This is a genomic window from Roseovarius sp. D22-M7, assembly GCF_037083785.1.
Classification (GTDB): Bacteria; Pseudomonadota; Alphaproteobacteria; order Rhodobacterales; family Rhodobacteraceae; genus Roseovarius.
On record NZ_JBAPKY010000024.1, the window covers coordinates 13,658 to 30,810 of the forward strand.

A 17,153-nucleotide genomic window follows, 5' to 3' on the forward strand; every position below is an offset into this window, starting at 1 on the left:
TGCTCCGCCTCGGATGCGGGCGGTTTTCGAGCCCTAGTGCTTCTTTTCGCCGCAAAATATTCCCCGTAGGAATTTTATTTTCTTTACCATTGATTTTTCTTCGGACATGCGGCTCAATGTCACAAACGCGTAAAACAGGGAATCTGAACATATGGCCATCATCTACAGGACCTCCGCTCTGGCGCAGCGACATGCCGAGATCGGCGGCGAGCTGGAAGACTGGAACGGGATGGGCACGGCGTGGTTCTACGACCCGTCCGACGACCGCGCCAAAGCCGATTACGAGGCCGTGCGGACCAGGGCCGGTCTCATGGATGTGTCCGGTCTGAAGAAGATACATATCAGCGGCCCGCATGCGGCGGCGGTGATCGACCGCGCCACGACCCGCAATGTCGACAAGATCATGCCGGGCCGAGCGGTCTATGCCGCCATGCTGGACGACCGGGGCATGTTCATCGACGATTGCGTGATCTACCGTATCTCCGTGAACGACTGGCTGGTCGTGCACGGCACCGGCGCGGGGCATGAAAGCCTTGCCATGGCCGCCTTCGGCAAGAACGTCACGATGATCTTCGACGACGACCTGCATGACATGTCGCTGCAGGGGCCGGTTGCCGTCGATTTCCTGGCGAAACACGTGCTGGGCATTCGCGACCTGGCCTATTTCGGCATCATCCAGACCAAGCTGTTCGGCAAGCCGGTGATGATCTCGCGCACCGGCTATACCGGCGAGCGCGGCTACGAGATCTTCTGCGAGGGGCGGCATGCCATCGCGCTTTGGGATGCGATCCTCGAAGACGGCAAGGACATGGGCATCCGGCCGGTGCAGTTCTCGACGCTGGATCTGCTGCGCACCGAAAGCTACCTGCTGTTCTATCCCGGCGACAACTCGGAGACCTATCCGTTCGCCGACCAGCCTTGCGGCGATTCGCTGTGGGAGCTGGGCCTCGATTTCACGGTCTCGCCCGGCAAGACCGGCTTTCGCGGGGCGGAAAACCACTATGCCCTCAAGGGCAAGGAGCGCTTCAAGATATATGGCGTCAGGCTGGACGGCACGACCCCGGCGGGCGAGGGGGCTCCGCTGCTCAAGGATGGCAAGCCGGTGGGCGTCGTGACCTTCGGCATGCATTCCGAACTCAACGACCACAATGTCGGCATCGCGCGCATGCCCGTCGACTGCGCCGTGCCCGGTACGAAGATGACGGTGCGCAATGACGGTGGCGCGGACATCGCGTGTGTTGCCGAGGAGATGCCTTTCTACGACAAGGACAAATCCATCCGCACCGCCAAAGGCTGAGCCGAGGCGAGCAGGCGCGCATTGCCCGACGGGCGGTGCGCCTTGCGTCCGGCAGCGACCCCACTGGAGAGATCGAAGCTATGTCCAAATTCCAGTTCCCCGAAAGCATCCGAAGCCGCCCGGTCTATGGCACGCTGGAGCCGAGGCCGGGCAAGGCGCACCTGATGATTGCCGACGCCGAGGGCGCCGAGGCGCTGCTGGATCTCGCGTCACTTGATGCCGAATTGGTTCGCACGGCGCATATCATCTACATGCCCAAGGATACCGGCGACACCTATGTCGAGAAGTTGCGCGCGCTGCAGCCCTCACAGTTGCATGTCGGTCCCAGCTACGAGGCGTCCGTCCCGCGCATCCGTCGGGTGCTGTCCGACGCGCATATGGGGCTGCAGGTCTACCTGGCTGGGACCGAGGGGCTGATGGGCCAGGCCGAGGCCGAGGCGACGCAGGCGGGCATTCCGCACAGCGCCATCCAGTCAGAGCACCGCGGATCGGTGGCGCGGCGGGTGCAATGCGTGCATTGCAAGGGCATCACCGAAGACGTGCTGACCGATCCCTTCGTATGCGCGCATTGCGGGCTGAACCTGTTCGTGCGCGATCACTATTCCCGCAGGCTGGCGGCGTTCCAGGGCGTCCGCGTGGATGCGGAAGATCCCGGAAACGTCCCTGAGCCCGTGGAGCTATACTCATGAGTGCCGCCCCCCAGAAATCCAGAGCCGGCGCCGAGAAGATCGACGTGACCGTAAGCGCCATAGTCCCGCTGAACGATCTCGTGACGCGGTTCGAGTTCAAGCGCACGGATGGCGAGTTGTTTCCGCCGTTCTCGGCCGGGTCGCACACGGTCGTCGAGATGAACGATGACGGGCGCACGCGACTCAACCCCTATTCGCTGATGTCCGATCCGGCTGACACCTCGACCTATGCGATTTCCGTCCGGCGCGACGACGCGGGGCGCGGCGGGTCGCTGTTCCTGCACACCAAGGTCGCGGTCGGCGACCGGATGACGCTCAGCTACCCGGTCAACCTTTTTCCGCTCGACCTGCGGGCGTGCAAACATGTCTTTCTCGCCGGAGGGATCGGCATCACGCCGTTCATGGCGATGATCGCGCATCTGGACCGCATGGGCGGCACCTGGGAGCTGCATTATGCCTGCCGCAGCAAGGCGCTTGGCACCTATGCCGACGAGCTGACGCGCAAGCATCCGAACAAGGCGCATGTCCATTACGACGATCAGGACCAGCGCATCGCGCTGGAGGAGCTTCTGGATGGCCAGCCGCTTGGCACGCATGTCTATGTCTGCGGGCCCAAGGGGATGATCGAATGGGTGCACGCGACCGCCGCGGCGCATGGCTGGCCCGACGAGAACGTCCATTCCGAGGAATTCCTCGCGCCACAGCCCGGCAAGCCGTTCGAGGTGCGGCTGTGCAAATCCGACATCACGATCGAGGTGGGCGAGAGAGAAAGCCTGCTCGAGGCGATAGAGCGCTGCGGCGTCGAGGCGCCGTTCCTGTGTCGCGGCGGGGCCTGCGGCCAATGCGAGACCGATGTCGTCGAGGCCGATGGCACCTTCGACCACCGCGATCACTGGCTCGACGAGGAAGAGCATGCCAGCGGGAAAAAGATCATGCCCTGCGTCAGCCGCTTCGTCGGCAAAAGCCTCGTGCTTGACCGGTAAAGGAGACAACCATGACGATCCAGTTCAACCAGGAAACGTTTCGCGACGATTACTCGTTTCGCAATTCCGACCGGGCGATCCTGCGCTTCCCCTTTCCGTTCCACGAAGACAGCTACATGTATTCCGTCAACATGGAGCAGCATCAGGGCGGACCCGAAGGGTCGGTCTACGAGATGCGCTTCGATGTCGACGAGCATTACCTTGCGGAAATGCAGGACCGCGCCCTCGTGCTGGCCGAGGATCCCCTGCGCTGCCAGTCGCTGCCGCACATGACGCTAGCGGGGTGGGATACGCTGGAACTGATCATGGTCAGCAAGTCCGAGGATTACCCCGACCTCTTCGAACTGCACCGTGACGGTGACCGCTGGCGCTGGATCAACAAGCCGATGGGCATCGACCACAGCTTCACCTTTCTCGATGAAACCACGCTGCCCTGCGGCCCGCTGGAATACATCACCCGGCAGGCGCAGGGCGATTTCGCGGTGCTCGATCAGCGCGGCGACATGCTCTACATGGATGCGGGGATGGTGACGACCCAGGCTGACTGGAGCCTCGATTTCGACATTGGCATGGATTTCTTCGAATGGCACGCGCCGGTGCCGCTGGCGCACGAGATGGGGATCTTCAAGCGCGCATTGAAATTCCTGCTCAATGTCCGGCAGGGCGCCCCGGCCCGCCGCCTGAACTGGACCATGACGGTCAATCCGCTGCTGGATACCAGCCCCGAGAATTACCATGAATGGGGCGTGCAGAAATCGTCGCTGACCCCGGAGAATATCGGCGCGAAGCAACATCTTCGGGTCGAATTGCAGACCTTCTATCGCCTGCCGCGATCCAACGCGCTGCTGTTTCCGATCCGCTGTTACCTGATCGCCTTCCAGGATCTCGTCACCATCCCGAAATGGGGCCGTCGCCTGCACCGGGTGATCCGCGATCTGCCCGAAGAGCTGGCCGATTACAAGGGCTTCATCGCCAATCGCCCGCTGATGCTGGAGTATCTCGGCCAGTATGACGATGGTCTGCCCACGTCGCCGGGCGTGTGGCCCGATCTTGAAACCGAGCCGCCGCTTCGGACGTAGCGCGGCGCGCCGGTCGGGTGCGACCATGCCGGCGCGGTATCAGCCTTTCTGTTGCGGATAGCAGATGATCGACAGGTAGCGGATCGGCAGCTCGACCAACCGCTCGGGGCCGTGCGGCGCATCGGCATCGAAGAACAGCGTATCGCCCGGCTCGAGCGGATAGATCTCGTTGCCGTGAAGATAGTCCAGCTTGCCCTCGAGCATGTAGATCATCTCGATCCCGCCATGCTGAAAGGTGTTGAACGTGTCGGATTCCTTGGTGAGCGTCAGCAGGTAGGGCTCGACGATGACACCGCTGGCATTCGATCCGATATGGCCCAGAAGGTTGTATTGATGCCCGGCCCGCGTGCCGGCGCGCTCGATCTCGACGCCCTCGCCGGCCTTTGTCAGGATCGCCTCGCGGTTTTCCTCGTACCCCCTGAAGAAGGCGGTCAGCGGCACTGAAAGCGCGTTCGCAAGGTTCTGAAGGGTGGTCAGCGACGGTGACGTGTTGCCGTTCTCGATCTTGGACAGCATGCCGATCGAAAGGTCGGTCAGTCTCGACAGCTCGGCCACGGTGATGCCCTGCTGCTTTCGAAACGCGCGCACCTCGCGACCGATCGCGACCTCGAGGACTTTTTCCCGTTCATCGCGGAGGCGGTGCGGATCCTGTTCGAGCTTGGTCACGGGCTGGAGATTGGCAGACTTCATGGATGGTCCTCGTTCAATGCGCGCCTGTCGGGAACTTCCCCGATGACATGGTAATCGACATTTCCTGATATGCACATGTTATTCTTGCGATCAAAATCCACCGCCGGCGACACATGAACCCGCCCAAGTCTTCGCCCAATTCAACAAGGCCGGCGATGGCGGGCTGCCGGGCGTTATCTCAACACTCGTCGAGGATCGTTCGCAGGAGCGATACGAAGACCGTGCTCAAGTTGGCCCTTGCGTCGCGGGGAAAGATCAAGATTGATGGTCGGCATGGGCAAGAACATCGTCATCTTTTCCGACGGGACCGCGATGGTCGGCGGGCGCCGGCCGGACGAGTTGCGCAGCAATATCTACACGCTTTACCATGCAGCCCGCATCGGCCCCCGGCACGTGATCGACCCGGCCGATCAGCTCGGCTTCTACGAGGCCGGGCTGGGCACCGAGGAAATCGATGGCCCCGCCTTCTTTCATCCGCTTCGCTACCTCAAGCGGCTTCTCGGCCTGGGGCTGGGCGCCGGGCTGATGACGAATGTCGCGGATTGCTACGAGACGATCCTGAAATATCACGAGCCCGGAGACCGCGTCTTTCTCTTCGGCTTCAGCCGTGGGGCCTACACGGCGAGATGCGTGTGCGGCGTGATGAACCTGTGCGGCGTGCCGACGCGCGCGGCCGACGGATCCGACCTGCCGCGCGCGGGCCGTGCCTTGCGAAAGGTCGCCGAAGAGGCTGTCTTCAGGGGCTACGGGCACGGGGCGGGCCGGAACCGGCGACAGTTCGAGCCGGAACGCGAGGAACTCGCACGACGGTTCCGCGAAAGGTACGGGGCGCAGGACGACGTCGAGGCGAATGCGCGTGGCAATATCGTGCCCTATTTCGTGGGGGTGCTCGATACCGTCGCCTCGCTTGGCGTATCAGGGCTGCGGCGGCTGGCGATCAACGTTGCGGCGCTGGTCGCGTTCGCGGCGCTTTCGTTCAGCGCGGCCGACCTGTTGGACTGGATGCTGCCGACGAATTTTTGGGAATCGTTCCTCGTCATTCTGGCGGTCCTGACGCTGGGGTCGCTGGCCTATACGTTCAGAAGCCAGTACCGGGTGATCCGCGACTACCCCGGGCCCGGTGACCGTCGCTGGCATCTCGCGCACTGGCGGTTCGACGACTACGACATGTTCCTCGATCCCCGCGTCGCGCATGCGCGCCATGCGATCTCGCTCGACGAGGATCGCGCGGATTTCCAGAGGGTCGGATGGGCGCGCGCCAAGGATGTCCGGGCCGCGCCGGACGATTGGCTTATCCAGAAATGGTTCGCCGGCAACCATTCCGACATCGGCGGCGGCGCCTATCCCGAGGCGGAGTCGCGGCTGTCGGATATCGCGCTGGGCTGGATGGTCGACGAGGCGACCTCGGTGACGCATCCCCTGCGGGTCAATGGCGATCGACTAAACCTCTTTCCGGATCCATTTGGCGCGCAACATTGCGCACGCCGCGAGCTTGCGGACAGGTATCCGGACTGGGTTCCGCACAGGCTGCGGGTCACATGGCCGCGCGAGAAACGATCCGGCGTCACGTATGACAGCTGTCATCCCTCGGTCATCGAACGCATCAAGGGTGGCCGCGTCTACCGCAACGGCACGCGCATGCGATACCGGCCCGAGCAACTGCGCGACGATCCACGTTTGTCGCAATATTACGATGATTAGCCGCGGCACCGATACCGGCGGACATGCGCGATCGCATCGACCCCGGGCCGGCAATTCGCGACCGGTGCACGCAGCCTGTGAGCGAGGCGCGCGACATGGCCCAGGACGCCGATACCTCTACCGCCTTCAACATCGTGATCGTCGGCCAGGGCGGACGACTGGAATACGAGGCGCTGATCTTTGCCGCCTCGTTGCGGGCGATGTCGCCGGCGTTTTCCGGACGCTTCTTCGTGGCAGAGCCGCAACCCGGCGCGATGTGGCGCAACGATCCTCGGATGAAAAGCGCCGAGCTGCACGCCTGCCTCGTTGATCTGGGGGCCGAGATCCTGCCCTTCGAGGCGCGGCATTTCGGCCATGCCTACCCGTATGGCAACAAGATCGAGGCGCTTTTCGCCCTGCCCGAAGGAGAGCCGTTCGTCTTTTTCGACACCGACACCCTGGTGACCGGAGACCTCACCAGGGTGCCGTTCGATTTCGACCGCCCCGCGGCGTCGCTGCGTCGGACCGGCACCTGGCCCGAGCCCGAGCTTTACGGCCCCGGCTACACGGCGATCTGGAAATCGCTCTATGACCGGTTCGGGCTGGATTTCGACAGCTCGCTCGATCCCGGCCAGCCCGACGAGTACTGGAAGCGCTATCTCTATTTCAACGCGGGGTTCTTCTTCTACAGGTGCCCGCAGGTGTTCGGGCGGCGATTTCTCGACTATGCGCTCGCCATCCGCGACGACCCGCCCGAGGCGCTGGTCTGCCAGTCGCTCGACCCGTGGCTCGACCAAGTGGCGCTGCCGCTGGTGATCCATGCGCTGGGCGGCGGCCGCGATACCCTGCCCGAGGGGTGGCTCGATGGCGAGGTCACCTGCCATTACCGCGCCTTGCCGCTGCTCTACGCGCGCGAGCCCGACCGGGTGATCGAGGTGCTGGAAGAGGTGACGGCGCCCAACCGGATCAAGCGGGCCCTCAAGGACTACGAGCCGATCAGGCGGATGATCTACCAGGGGCGCGGGCAGAAGGCGCGCGCGCTCTTTGACCGCGCCGATCTGCCGCGCCGCGAACAGGCGATCCGCAACACCCTCAGGCGCAACGGGTTCTGGATGCGCTGAGCGCGCATGCCCGCACAGGCGGCGCGCGCCGGGTCAGGTGGCGAACAGCCCGGAACTTTCGGCAAACCCCTTGAGTTCCAGCGGGTTGCCCGCAGGATCGTGGAAGAACATAGTCCACTGCTCGCCCGGCTCGCCCTCGAAGCGCACCGAGGGCGGGATCACGAAATCCACAGCGCCCGATGACAGGCGCGCCGCCACGGCGTGCCACTCGTCCAGCGGCAGGACCACGCCGAAATGCGGCATCGGCACCAGGTGATCGCCGACCCGCCCCGTGGCCTCGGTGGCGAAGGGCGTGCCCAGATGCAGCGATAACTGGTGCCCGAAGAGGTCAAAATCCACCCAGGTCGCCGTCGAACGGCCCTCGACCGCGCCCAGAAGCCCGCCATAGAAGGCGCGCGCCGCGTCAAGGTCGGTCACGTTGATCGCCAGGTGAAAGGGGTGGGGCATCAGCTTGATCTCCTCATCGCTGTTGCGAGGCACCTTTCAATGCCGTAATCCGGTTTGCAAGCAGTTCGCGGAAAAAGGACACCCCAGATGGCCTATGGTTTCGACACGTTGCAAGTTCACGCGGGCGCCCGCCCCGACCCGGCGACCGGCGCGCGGCAGGTGCCGATCTACCAGACGACGGCCTACGTGTTCCGCGACGCCGAACACGCCGCGGCGCTCTTCAACCTGCAAGAGGTCGGCTATATCTATTCGCGCCTGACCAACCCGACCGTCGCCGCCCTGCAGGAGCGCATGGCGACATTGGAAGGCGGCGCGGGCGCGGTCTGCTGCTCCTCCGGGCACGCGGCGCAGATCATGGCGCTTTTTCCGCTGATGGCGCCGGGCTGCAACGTGGTGGTCTCGACGCGGCTATATGGCGGGTCGGTCACGCAGTTCAGCCACACCATCAAGCGCTTCGGCTGGTCGGCCAAGTTCGTCGACATCGACGACGCCGACGCGATCGAGGCCGCCATCGACGACGATACCCGCGCGATCTTCTGCGAATCCATCGCCAATCCCGGCGGGCACATTGCCGATCTCGACGCGGTGGCGAAACTGGCCGACGCCGCCGGTCTGCCGCTGATCGTCGACAACACGTCGGCCACGCCCTACCTGTGCCGACCGATCGAGCATGGCGCGACGCTGGTGGTGCATTCGATGACCAAGTTCCTGACCGGCAACGGCACGGTGACCGGGGGCGTGGTGATCGATTCGGGCAATTTCGACTGGTCGGCCTCTGGCAAGTTCCCGTCGCTGTCCGAGCCCGAGCCCGCCTATCACGGGCTGAAATTCCACGAGACCTTCGGCCCGCTGGCCTTCACCTTTCACGGCATCGCCGTGGGCTTGCGCGATCTCGGCATGACGCTGAACCCTCAGGCGGCGCATTACACGCTGATGGGGATCGAGACGCTGTCATTGCGCATGCAGCGCCACTGCGAGAATGCGGTGACGGTCGGCGGATGGCTGGAACGCCACCCGGCCGTGGATCACGTGACCTATGCGGGGCTGGACTCCTCGCCCTATCATCAACGCGTCCCGGCGATCTGCCCCAAGGGCGCGGGCGGCCTGTTCACCGTGGCGCTCAAGGGCGGGTATGACGCCTGTGTCGCGCTGGTCGACAGCCTGGACCTGTTCAGCCATGTCGCCAACCTGGGCGATACGCGGTCGCTGATCATCCATTCGGCATCGACCACGCACCGGCAGCTGACACCCGAGCAGCAGGAGGCGGCCGGCGCCGCGCCGAACGTGGTGCGCATTTCGATCGGGATCGAGGATGCCGGGGACCTGATCGCGGATCTCGAGCAGGGGCTTGCCAAGGCGGGCACCTGAGACGGGCGCGCGCGGGTCATCCGGCCGGCCGGCGCGGTTCTCTGCGATACGCTGCCTGTCCTGCGCATGCGGGACTCCCGGTAGCTGGCGACGCGTGTTAAAGCTGTGGCGATGAGACCGAACTTTGCCCTTTCCCTGTCCTTCGACGGTATCGGCCTGTTGAACCGGACCGGCGCGTCGCATTGGCATCTCGTGGGCGAGGTCGCGCTCGACAGCGCCGATCTCAGTGCGGAGCTTGCCGCCCTGCGCGAAAAGGCTGCCGCCCTCGCTCCGGCGGGCGTGACCACCAAGCTGGTGATTCCCGACGCGCAGATCCGCTATCTCGATCTGTCCGCCGCGGACGCGCCCGGGGCCGATCACGAGGCTGCTGCGATGCGCGCCCTCGACGGGGCGACGCCCTATGCGCTCGACGATCTGGCATTCGACTGGAACGTGGTGGGCGACCGGCTCTACGTGGCGGCGGTGGCGCGCGAGACGCTGGAAGAGGCGGAAAGCTTTGCGCGCGAGCACCGGTTTAACCCGGTGAGCTTCGTGGCCCGCCCCGAGGCCTGCCCCTTCGGCACCGAGCCTTTCTTCGGCGAGACGTCGCAGGCAGGGGCGCGGGTCGAGCGTGACAGCGACCCGATCGAGATCGCCGGAGCGGGCCGTGGGCCGGGGCCCGAGGGATCCGTCAGTGTCGGGATCGAGGCGACGCCGACTGACCCCGCGTCGGACACCACGCCCGAGACCCCGGCGCCAGAGCCGATCCGGGCCGCGCGCGACGTGCCCGACAGCGGCGCGCCGCAGCTTGCGGGCGCCGCGCGTGATGTGACGGAGGGCGCGGCGGGCCCCCCGGATCACGCTAAGCGCGAGGACGGGCAGGGCGCCGTCGCCAGTCCCGCCCCGGCCGCGGCCAGCCTCACCCCCCGTCCGCCGGATCCGGCGGTGCTTGATGCCGCATTGTCGCGCCGCCGCCGCAAGAGGTCTGAAACGACCGGGCGCGACAAGGACAAGACCGGCCCCGTGCGACGCCGAGACAAGGCCGCCCCCGCCCGCAGCGCCCCCAGTGCCGAGGACGAGGCGGATCGCCTGACCATCTTCGGCGCGCGAGAGACGCAGCGCCGGCAGCGCGGCAAGCCAAGGTTCCTCGGGTTGATCCTGACAAGCGTGCTGTTGCTGGCGCTTGCCGGGGTCGCCGCCTGGGCGACGATTTTCCCCGACTCGGGGCTGGCGCGGCTTGTGCAGTGGTCGGAACCGCAGGTCGCCGTCACACCCGAAAGCCCGGACATCGCCGGGACCGAGCCCGCGATCCCACCGGGACCGCAAGGCGCGCAGGACGCCCCACCCGAGACCGCGCTTGCCCCGCAGCCCGAGCGTATCCCTGCGCCCGGGGTCGACGACGCCCCCGACGCCGTGACGGACGCGGCCCCCGACCCGCCCGCTCGGGTCGAACCGCTGACATTGGACGAGGCCCGCGCACGCTACGCGGAAACCGGGATCTGGCCGCTTCCGCCCGAGCCGCCGGTGCAGCCCGATGCGGGCAGCCTCGACGATTTCTACCTAACCTCGATCGACGAGGATCTGCCGGTGGGCGACGCGGTTGCGCTGCCCGATCCGTCGGATGCACGTCGCGATGTGCGTCCCGAGACGCCGGCGACCCCCGCCCCGCCGGGCACGACGTACCAGTTCGACGATCGCGGGCTGGTGGTCGCGACCCCCGACGGCGCGCTGACGCCGGACGGTGTCGAGGTGTATTCCGGCCCGCCGCCCGTGCAGCCGCCCAACGCGCCGGCGCGCGTGCTGCCGGTGCCGGGGCTGACCCTTTCGCCGGAGGTCGCCGCAGAACTCGACCGCATTTCCGAGATTCGTCCGCGCTCGCGGCCCGAAGGCCTGGTCGAGAGGCATGAGCGCGGCGCGCTTGGCGGGCGCTCGCGCAGCGAACTGGCCGGGCTGCGCCCGCGCACCCGCCCCGAGAGCGTGCTGCAAGCCGCGTTGGCCGCCCCACCCGATCCAGAGGCGGTCGAGGCGGCGCTGGCCGAGGCGGCCGAAAGCGTGGGGCCCGACGAGGCCGCGATGTCACAGGCGGTGACCGCCTCGCTGAAGCCGCAGCTGCGCCCCGGCGGGCTTGTGCCCAGCGCGCCGCGCGCTGCGCCGCAACCGCAAGCCGCGGCCCCGCGCATCCCGACCTCGGCCTCGGTCGCGCGGACAGCCACAACGCGCAACGCGGTCAACATGCGCGAGGTCAACCTGATCGGCGTCTATGGCAGCGCGTCGAACCGGCGCGCCCTCGTGCGGCTGTCGAACGGCCGATACCGCAAGGTCGAGGTCGGTGACAGCCTGGATGGCGGGCGGGTATCGGCAATCGGCGACGCCGAGTTGCGCTACACTAGGCGCGGGCGCAACGTGGTGCTGCGGATGCCGCGGAGTTAAGGGCGCGACCGCCCCGATCCGCAGGACGCACGCGAGGGCCTCCCCTGCCGGGAGCTGCGGGCGAGCGCACCATGCTCACCCGCGGGCCGGGTTACTTGCCCTTCTTCTCGCCGAGCGAGATCGGTTTCACCGCGCCGGAATTGGCCGTCGCCAATGGCTTGGGCTTTTCCTGCTTCGGCTTCTTCACTTCCTTGTTTCCGCGCTTGTTGTCGCCTTTTCCCATCATGACCTCGCTGTTTGATTAACCGCCCCGGCGAGATGCCGGACGGGCCGGTTCTCAGGAAAATCAGGGTTGCCTGATCCGTGTCAGGGCGATGACTTTGATGAGACATGCGCGTGGTCCGCTAAAGGACTTCCATGCACCTCTTTTAAATGTGCTCTGGCAGGTGACCGCACAAGGCGTGGACGGCGAGAAAAAGAGGATCGCGCTGCGCCGCGCTCCGGGGTGCTTGCCGACGGCCAATGCCTTTTTCTTGCGCAGGGTGGCCCGGTTTCGCACTGAAAATTTCGCGGGAACTGGCGCGCGCAGGAATCGTGCTATCTTGTGCCTCACCAGATGGAGGACCGCCGATGATTCGACTTGCCCTGTTCATCCTGATGCTCGCCGCGCCCGCTCTCGCGCAGGATCGCCGGCCGAGCCATTGCATCGCCCTCGCCGAAGCCGCGCCCGGGCTGGATTATGTCCACCAGGCGTCGTTTCGCGATCCGCTGCCCGACTACACCGTGCGCATCCGCTATGTCGCGCATGCCTCGTTTCTCATTCAGGCGGGGGATCTGTCGGCGGTGACGGATTTCACCGGGTTTCTCGGCACCGCCGATTTCATCCCCGATATCGTGACCATGAACCACGCGCATTCCACCCACTGGACCGCGAATCCCGACCCGGCGATCCCGCATGTCCTGCGCGGCTGGGGCGCGGAATTCGGGCAGGGGGTCGAGCATCACGTCGATCTGGGCGACATGCTGGTGCGCAACGTGTCGACCGATATCCGATCGGGCGGCGGGGTGGAGCCGAAGGGCAATTCGATCTTCGTGTTCGAGGCCGAGGGGCTGTGCATCGCGCATTTGGGGCACCTGCATCACGAGCCGTCGGACGACCAGTACGCGGCGCTTGGGCGGATGGACGTGGTGATGGCGCCGGTCGATGGGGGCTTCACGATGTCCGTGGACGCCATGATGGACGTTTTGCGGCGGATGAAGGCCAGCATCGTGATCCCGATGCACTGGTTCACCGATCGCACGCTGGAGCGTTTCCTCGCCGGGATGGAGGGCGAGTTCGCCATAGAGCGGCCCGGCACCAGCGAGATCGAGGTTTCGCTGCGCAACCTGCCCGATCGCCCGACGATCAAGGTGCTGCGCCCCGCCCGCCTGCGGGCCAACGAATAGGGTCGTGGCCCTGCTGAGGTGGTGTATCGGGGATGGTGGCCTTGACCCGCGCGGTCGTGTATCGCGCGGCCATGTCCGATTACGCACCGCCCGACGCGCCGCCCGAGATCCTGCATGACGATCACGAGATCCTCGTGGTCTGCAAACCCGCGGGCCTGCTCAGCGTGCCGGGCAAGGGCGCGCATCTGTCCGATTGCCTGCTGTCGCGCGTGCAGGAGGCGTTTCCGACCGCCCTGCTGGTGCACCGGCTGGACCGGGACACGTCGGGGGTGATGATATTCGCGCTCACGCCGCATGCGCAGCGCCATCTCGGGCTGCAATTCGAGAAACGCCAGGCGAAGAAAAGCTATGTCGCGCGGGTGGCCGGCGAACTCGCACCCAGGACCGGCACCGTGGATCTGCCGCTGACGGTGGATTGGCCGAACCGGCCGCTGCAGAAGGTCTGCCACGAGACCGGGCGCGCGGCCCTGACGGAATGGCGCGTGCTGCGTCAGACCGCCGAGGAAAGCCGCGTGCGGCTCTTGCCGAAAACGGGGCGCAGCCATCAATTGCGGGTGCACATGCTGGTCCTCGGCCATCCGATCCTTGGCGATCCGCTATATGCCACCGGGGCGGCGCACGATCACCCGCGCCTGATGCTGCATTCCGAGGAATTGCGCCTGCGCCATCCCGATGGCGGCGCAGGCGTGAAGTTTCGCGCCAAGGCCCCGTTCTGAGTCTTCAGGCGCCCGGTGTCCAGCCCGAGACAGCCTTGACTTCGAGGAAATCCTCGATGCCCCATTTGCCGCCTTCACGTCCGTAGCCTGACTGCTTCATGCCGCCAAAGGGGGCGCCGGCGCCGCGCGACTGTCCGTTCATCTCGACCATGCCCGAGCGCAGACCCCGTGCCATCCGGTTGGCCCGCGCCGGATCGCCGGTCTGCACGTAATTGGTCAGCCCGTAGGGCGTGTCATTGGCGATCCCGAGGCCTTCTTCCTCGGACTCGAAAGGAATGATCGACAGGACCGGGCCGAAGATCTCTTCGCGCGCGATGGTCATGTCGTTGGTCACGTCGGCAAACACGGTGGGGCGTACGAAATAGCCCTTGTTGAAGCCTTCGGGCCGCCCGATGCCGCCGGCGACAAGGCGCGCGCCCTCGTCGATACCGGTCTGGATCAGGTCCTGCACCTTTTCGAACTGCACCGCGTTGACCACCGGGCCGATATGGCGGCCGTCCTCATGCGCCGGGCCGACCTTGATCGACGACGCGATCTCGGCGGCCTCGTCGACGGCGCTGTCATATCTTTCGCGCTGCACCAGCATGCGGGTGGGCGCGTTGCAGGACTGGCCGGTATTGTTCATGCAGGCCATCACGCCCCGCTTCACGGCTTTTTCGTCGGCATCGGCGAAGATGAGGTTGGCGCCCTTGCCGCCCAGCTCGAGGCTGACCCGCTTGAGCGTGTCGGCGGCGGATTTGGCGATCAGCCGTCCGGCGCGCGCCGAGCCGGTGAAACTGACCATGTCGATATCGGGATGCGCCGAGATCTGGCTGCCGACGCCCGGCCCGTCGCCGTTGACGAGGTTGAACACGCCCTTGGGCAGCCCCGCCTCGTGCAGGATCTCGGCGAAGACCACCGCGTTGAGCGGCGATTCCTCGCTGGGTTTCAGCACCATGGTGCAGCCCGCGACCAGCCCGGCGATCACCTTCAGCGTGATCTGGTTCATCGGCCAGTTCCACGGCGTGATCATGCCGACGACGCCCACCGGCTCGTGGATGATCCGGTCGTTGGGGGCCTGATCGCCAAGCGGCTCGTCAAATTCGAATTCCCGCGCGGCTTTCAGGAAATTGGTGATGTGGAAGATGCCGGCGCCGACTTGGGATTGCCGGGCGAGATGGATGGGCGCGCCCATCTCCTCGCTGATCGCCTGTGCAAGATCCTCGCCGCGGGACTTGTAGACCTCGAGGATCTTCTCGACATGGGCGATCCGGTCCTCGACCGGGGTGGCCATCCAGCCCGGAAACGCGGCGCGCGCGGCGGCCACGGCCGCGTCGGTATCGGCCTGGCCGCCCAGCGAGATGGTTGCACATGGCTCTTCGGTGGACGGGTTGATGACCTGATGCGCGCGGCCGTCGCGCGGGGCCTTCCATGCGCCGTCGATGTAGAACTCTGTCTTTTCGATCATGGACTATCCTCCTTGGATTTGGCGTAAATGTGGCAGCGGGGGGGCGTGGCTGCAAGCGTGCAGATCGCCGCGTCTCCGTGGCGCCCGCACCATCTCATGCCCCGAATGCCGACCGCGATCTTGCATAAAGCGCGCACATGAGGCTAATCATACTCATGCAGATCTATCTTCCCATTGCCGAGGTTTCGGTCAACGCCTTCCTGCTTCTGGGGCTTGGGGGGCTCGTGGGCGTGCTGTCGGGCATGTTCGGGGTCGGCGGCGGCTTCTTGATGACACCGCTTCTGTTCTTCATCGGCATCCCGCCGGCCGTCGCCGTCGCCACCGAGGCCAACCAGATCGTCGCCTCGTCGTTTTCCGGGGTCCTCGCGCATCTGCGGCGCAAGACCGTGGATCTGCGGATGGGCACGGTGCTGCTGATCGGCGGGCTGGTGGGGGCGGCCCTGGGCGTTGTGGTATTCAACTACCTCAAGGCGCAGGGTCAGGTCGATCTGCTGGTCAAGCTGTGCTATGTCGTGTTTCTCGGCGTGGTCGGCGGGATGATGTTCAACGAAAGCCTGCGCGCCATCCGCAACACGAGGCGCGGTGTGCCGGCGCGGCGCCGCAAGCATGGCTGGGTGCACGGGCTGCCCTTCAAGATGCGGTTCCGCACATCCGGGCTTTACATCTCGATCATCCCGCCGCTGCTGGTCGGGGTCAGCGTCGGCATCCTGGCGGCGATCATGGGGGTCGGCGGCGGCTTCATCATGGTTCCGGCGATGATCTACCTGCTGGGCATGCCGACGAAGGTGGTGGTCGGCACGTCACTGTTCCAGATCATCTTCGTGACGGCGTTCACCACGATGCTGCATGCCACGACGAATTACACCGTCGATGTCGCGCTGGCCGTGCTGCTGCTGGTGGGCGGCGTGATCGGGGCGCAGTTCGGCACCACCATCGGCACCCGGATGAAGGCCGAACAGCTGCGCATCTTGCTGGCGATCATGGTGCTGGCGGTCTGTGGCAAGCTGGCCTTCGACCTGCTGGTTCAGCCGCCAGAGCTTTATTCCCTCGGCACGGACGGGGGGCATTGATGCGCTGGTGTCTCGCCCTGCTGATGGTGCTGACCGCGGTCCCGCTGCACGCTCAGGACGAGGAAGTGGTGCTGGGCCTGTCGCGCGACCAGGTGGCGATCACCGCGACCTTCGAGGGCTCCGACATCCTGATTTTCGGCGCGGTCAAGCGCGAGAGCGCGATCCCGGAAACGCCGCTCGACGTGGTGATCACCGTCTCGGGGCCATTGCAGCCGGTCACCGTGCGGCGCAAGTCGCGCGAATTCGGCATCTGGGTGAATACCGACATGGTCGATCTGGATGCCGCGCCCAGTTTCTACGCGGTGGCCACGACCGGCCCGCTGGACGCGGTCATGTCGGATACCGAGGATCTGCGCCACCGGGTGTCGATCGCGCGCGCCATCCGGTCGGTCGGCGCGGCCACCATGGTCGAGGATTCAGAGGCCTTCATCGAGGCGCTGATCCGCATCAAGCGCGACGCGGACGCCTACCAGATGCGAGAGGGCGCGGTGGCGATCGACCAGCAGACGCTGTTCCGCACCGCGATCAGCATGCCCGCGAACCTGACCGAGGGCGCCTACCAGACGCGAATCTTCCTGACCCGCGAGGGGCGGGTGGTGTCGCAATATGAGACCGCAATCGACGTGCGCAAGGTCGGGCTGGAACGCTGGCTGTTCACGCTGTCGCGCGAACAGCCGATGCTTTACGGGCTGATGTCGCTGGCCATCGCCATCGCCGCCGGCTGGAGCGCCTCGGCGGCGTTCCAGGTCCTGCGGCGCGGCTGATCGCCGG

At 65.8% G+C, this 17,153-nt stretch carries 16 protein-coding genes; 12 read left to right on the forward strand and 4 right to left on the reverse strand.

Annotated elements, in window-relative coordinates; genetic code table 11:
- Positions 1-151: 151 nt before the first annotated feature.
- From V8324_RS12075 to V8324_RS12090, 4 genes are all read left to right on the forward strand, one after another.
- On the forward strand, positions 152-1,297 hold the full coding sequence (locus V8324_RS12075) for an aminomethyltransferase family protein (RefSeq protein ID WP_336420182.1): 1,146 nt from the start codon (positions 152-154) through the stop codon (positions 1,295-1,297).
- An 80-nt stretch (positions 1,298-1,377) separates the two neighbouring features.
- Entirely contained in the window at positions 1,378-1,986 is a 609-nt protein-coding gene (dmmA, locus tag V8324_RS12080) for a dimethylamine monooxygenase subunit DmmA (protein WP_336420183.1), read from the forward strand.
- Positions 1,983-2,969, forward strand: a complete 987-nt coding sequence (locus V8324_RS12085; RefSeq protein ID WP_336420184.1) for a PDR/VanB family oxidoreductase — start codon at positions 1,983-1,985, stop codon at positions 2,967-2,969. The genes dmmA and V8324_RS12085 overlap by 4 nt, the downstream gene beginning before the upstream one ends.
- Before the next feature lie 11 nt (positions 2,970-2,980).
- Entirely contained in the window at positions 2,981-4,048 is a 1,068-nt protein-coding gene (locus V8324_RS12090) for a heme-dependent oxidative N-demethylase family protein (protein WP_336420185.1), read from the forward strand.
- Positions 4,049-4,087: 39 nt separating this feature from the next.
- On the opposite strand, the gene V8324_RS12095 is transcribed toward V8324_RS12090, so the two are convergent.
- Positions 4,088-4,738: a helix-turn-helix domain-containing protein gene (locus V8324_RS12095; RefSeq protein ID WP_336420186.1), complete on the reverse strand. Its 651-nt coding sequence runs from the start codon at positions 4,736-4,738 to the stop codon at positions 4,088-4,090.
- A 273-nt stretch (positions 4,739-5,011) separates the two neighbouring features.
- On the opposite strand from V8324_RS12095, the gene V8324_RS12100 reads away from it, so the two are divergent.
- Both V8324_RS12100 and V8324_RS12105 read left to right on the forward strand, forming a co-directional pair.
- On the forward strand, positions 5,012-6,439 hold the full coding sequence (locus V8324_RS12100; RefSeq protein ID WP_336420187.1) for a DUF2235 domain-containing protein: 1,428 nt from the start codon (positions 5,012-5,014) through the stop codon (positions 6,437-6,439).
- Between the two features lie 95 nt (positions 6,440-6,534).
- A complete protein-coding gene (locus V8324_RS12105; RefSeq protein WP_336420188.1) occupies positions 6,535-7,539 on the forward strand; it encodes a hypothetical protein in 1,005 nt (334 codons plus the stop codon).
- A gap of 33 nt (positions 7,540-7,572) precedes the next feature.
- On the opposite strand, the gene V8324_RS12110 is transcribed toward V8324_RS12105, so the two are convergent.
- Complete coding sequence (locus V8324_RS12110; protein WP_336420189.1) at positions 7,573-7,986, reverse strand: VOC family protein; 414 nt, start codon at positions 7,984-7,986, stop codon at positions 7,573-7,575.
- A gap of 87 nt (positions 7,987-8,073) precedes the next feature.
- Between V8324_RS12110 and V8324_RS12115 the strand changes: the two genes are divergently transcribed.
- Both V8324_RS12115 and V8324_RS12120 read left to right on the forward strand, forming a co-directional pair.
- Positions 8,074-9,354, forward strand: coding sequence for an O-acetylhomoserine aminocarboxypropyltransferase/cysteine synthase family protein (locus V8324_RS12115; RefSeq protein WP_336420190.1), 1,281 nt, complete (start codon positions 8,074-8,076; stop codon positions 9,352-9,354).
- 111 nt (positions 9,355-9,465) lie between these two features.
- Positions 9,466-11,763, forward strand: coding sequence for a hypothetical protein (locus tag V8324_RS12120; RefSeq protein ID WP_336420191.1), 2,298 nt, complete (start codon positions 9,466-9,468; stop codon positions 11,761-11,763).
- Between the two features lie 91 nt (positions 11,764-11,854).
- Here the strand turns inward: V8324_RS12120 and V8324_RS12125 are convergent, their stop codons facing one another.
- Positions 11,855-11,989, reverse strand: coding sequence for a hypothetical protein (locus tag V8324_RS12125; RefSeq protein WP_336420192.1), 135 nt, complete (start codon positions 11,987-11,989; stop codon positions 11,855-11,857).
- Positions 11,990-12,333: 344 nt separating this feature from the next.
- On the opposite strand from V8324_RS12125, the gene V8324_RS12130 reads away from it, so the two are divergent.
- Positions 12,334-13,149, forward strand: coding sequence for an MBL fold metallo-hydrolase (locus tag V8324_RS12130; RefSeq protein ID WP_336420193.1), 816 nt, complete (start codon positions 12,334-12,336; stop codon positions 13,147-13,149).
- A gap of 71 nt (positions 13,150-13,220) precedes the next feature.
- Complete coding sequence (locus V8324_RS12135; protein ID WP_336420221.1) at positions 13,221-13,865, forward strand: pseudouridine synthase; 645 nt, start codon at positions 13,221-13,223, stop codon at positions 13,863-13,865.
- Between the two features lie 4 nt (positions 13,866-13,869).
- Here the strand turns inward: V8324_RS12135 and V8324_RS12140 are convergent, their stop codons facing one another.
- Positions 13,870-15,312: an aldehyde dehydrogenase family protein gene (locus V8324_RS12140; protein ID WP_336420194.1), complete on the reverse strand. Its 1,443-nt coding sequence runs from the start codon at positions 15,310-15,312 to the stop codon at positions 13,870-13,872.
- A 155-nt stretch (positions 15,313-15,467) separates the two neighbouring features.
- Between V8324_RS12140 and V8324_RS12145 the strand changes: the two genes are divergently transcribed.
- Together V8324_RS12145 and V8324_RS12150 are read left to right on the forward strand one after the other, a co-directional pair.
- Positions 15,468-16,382, forward strand: coding sequence for a sulfite exporter TauE/SafE family protein (locus V8324_RS12145; protein WP_336420195.1), 915 nt, complete (start codon positions 15,468-15,470; stop codon positions 16,380-16,382).
- The gene (locus V8324_RS12150) at positions 16,382-17,146 is read left to right on the forward strand and encodes a TIGR02186 family protein (protein WP_336420196.1); all 765 of its coding nucleotides are present in this window, start codon (positions 16,382-16,384) and stop codon (positions 17,144-17,146) included. The genes V8324_RS12145 and V8324_RS12150 overlap by 1 nt, the downstream gene beginning before the upstream one ends.
- The last annotated feature ends 7 nt before the right edge of the window (positions 17,147-17,153 follow it).

Coding starts and splice junctions, on each gene's coding strand:
- V8324_RS12075 (WP_336420182.1), top strand. CDS start 152: ATGGCCATCATCTACAGGACCTCCGCTCTGGCGCAGCGACATGCCGAG.
- dmmA (WP_336420183.1), top strand. CDS start 1,378: ATGTCCAAATTCCAGTTCCCCGAAAGCATCCGAAGCCGCCCGGTCTAT.
- V8324_RS12085 (WP_336420184.1), top strand. CDS start 1,983: ATGAGTGCCGCCCCCCAGAAATCCAGAGCCGGCGCCGAGAAGATCGAC.
- V8324_RS12090 (WP_336420185.1), top strand. CDS start 2,981: ATGACGATCCAGTTCAACCAGGAAACGTTTCGCGACGATTACTCGTTT.
- V8324_RS12095 (WP_336420186.1), bottom strand. CDS start 4,738: ATGAAGTCTGCCAATCTCCAGCCCGTGACCAAGCTCGAACAGGATCCG.
- V8324_RS12100 (WP_336420187.1), top strand. CDS start 5,012: ATGGGCAAGAACATCGTCATCTTTTCCGACGGGACCGCGATGGTCGGC.
- V8324_RS12105 (WP_336420188.1), top strand. CDS start 6,535: ATGGCCCAGGACGCCGATACCTCTACCGCCTTCAACATCGTGATCGTC.
- V8324_RS12110 (WP_336420189.1), bottom strand. CDS start 7,986: ATGCCCCACCCCTTTCACCTGGCGATCAACGTGACCGACCTTGACGCG.
- V8324_RS12115 (WP_336420190.1), top strand. CDS start 8,074: ATGGCCTATGGTTTCGACACGTTGCAAGTTCACGCGGGCGCCCGCCCC.
- V8324_RS12120 (WP_336420191.1), top strand. CDS start 9,466: ATGAGACCGAACTTTGCCCTTTCCCTGTCCTTCGACGGTATCGGCCTG.
- V8324_RS12125 (WP_336420192.1), bottom strand. CDS start 11,989: ATGATGGGAAAAGGCGACAACAAGCGCGGAAACAAGGAAGTGAAGAAG.
- V8324_RS12130 (WP_336420193.1), top strand. CDS start 12,334: ATGATTCGACTTGCCCTGTTCATCCTGATGCTCGCCGCGCCCGCTCTC.
- V8324_RS12135 (WP_336420221.1), top strand. CDS start 13,221: ATGTCCGATTACGCACCGCCCGACGCGCCGCCCGAGATCCTGCATGAC.
- V8324_RS12140 (WP_336420194.1), bottom strand. CDS start 15,312: ATGATCGAAAAGACAGAGTTCTACATCGACGGCGCATGGAAGGCCCCG.
- V8324_RS12145 (WP_336420195.1), top strand. CDS start 15,468: ATGCAGATCTATCTTCCCATTGCCGAGGTTTCGGTCAACGCCTTCCTG.
- V8324_RS12150 (WP_336420196.1), top strand. CDS start 16,382: ATGCGCTGGTGTCTCGCCCTGCTGATGGTGCTGACCGCGGTCCCGCTG.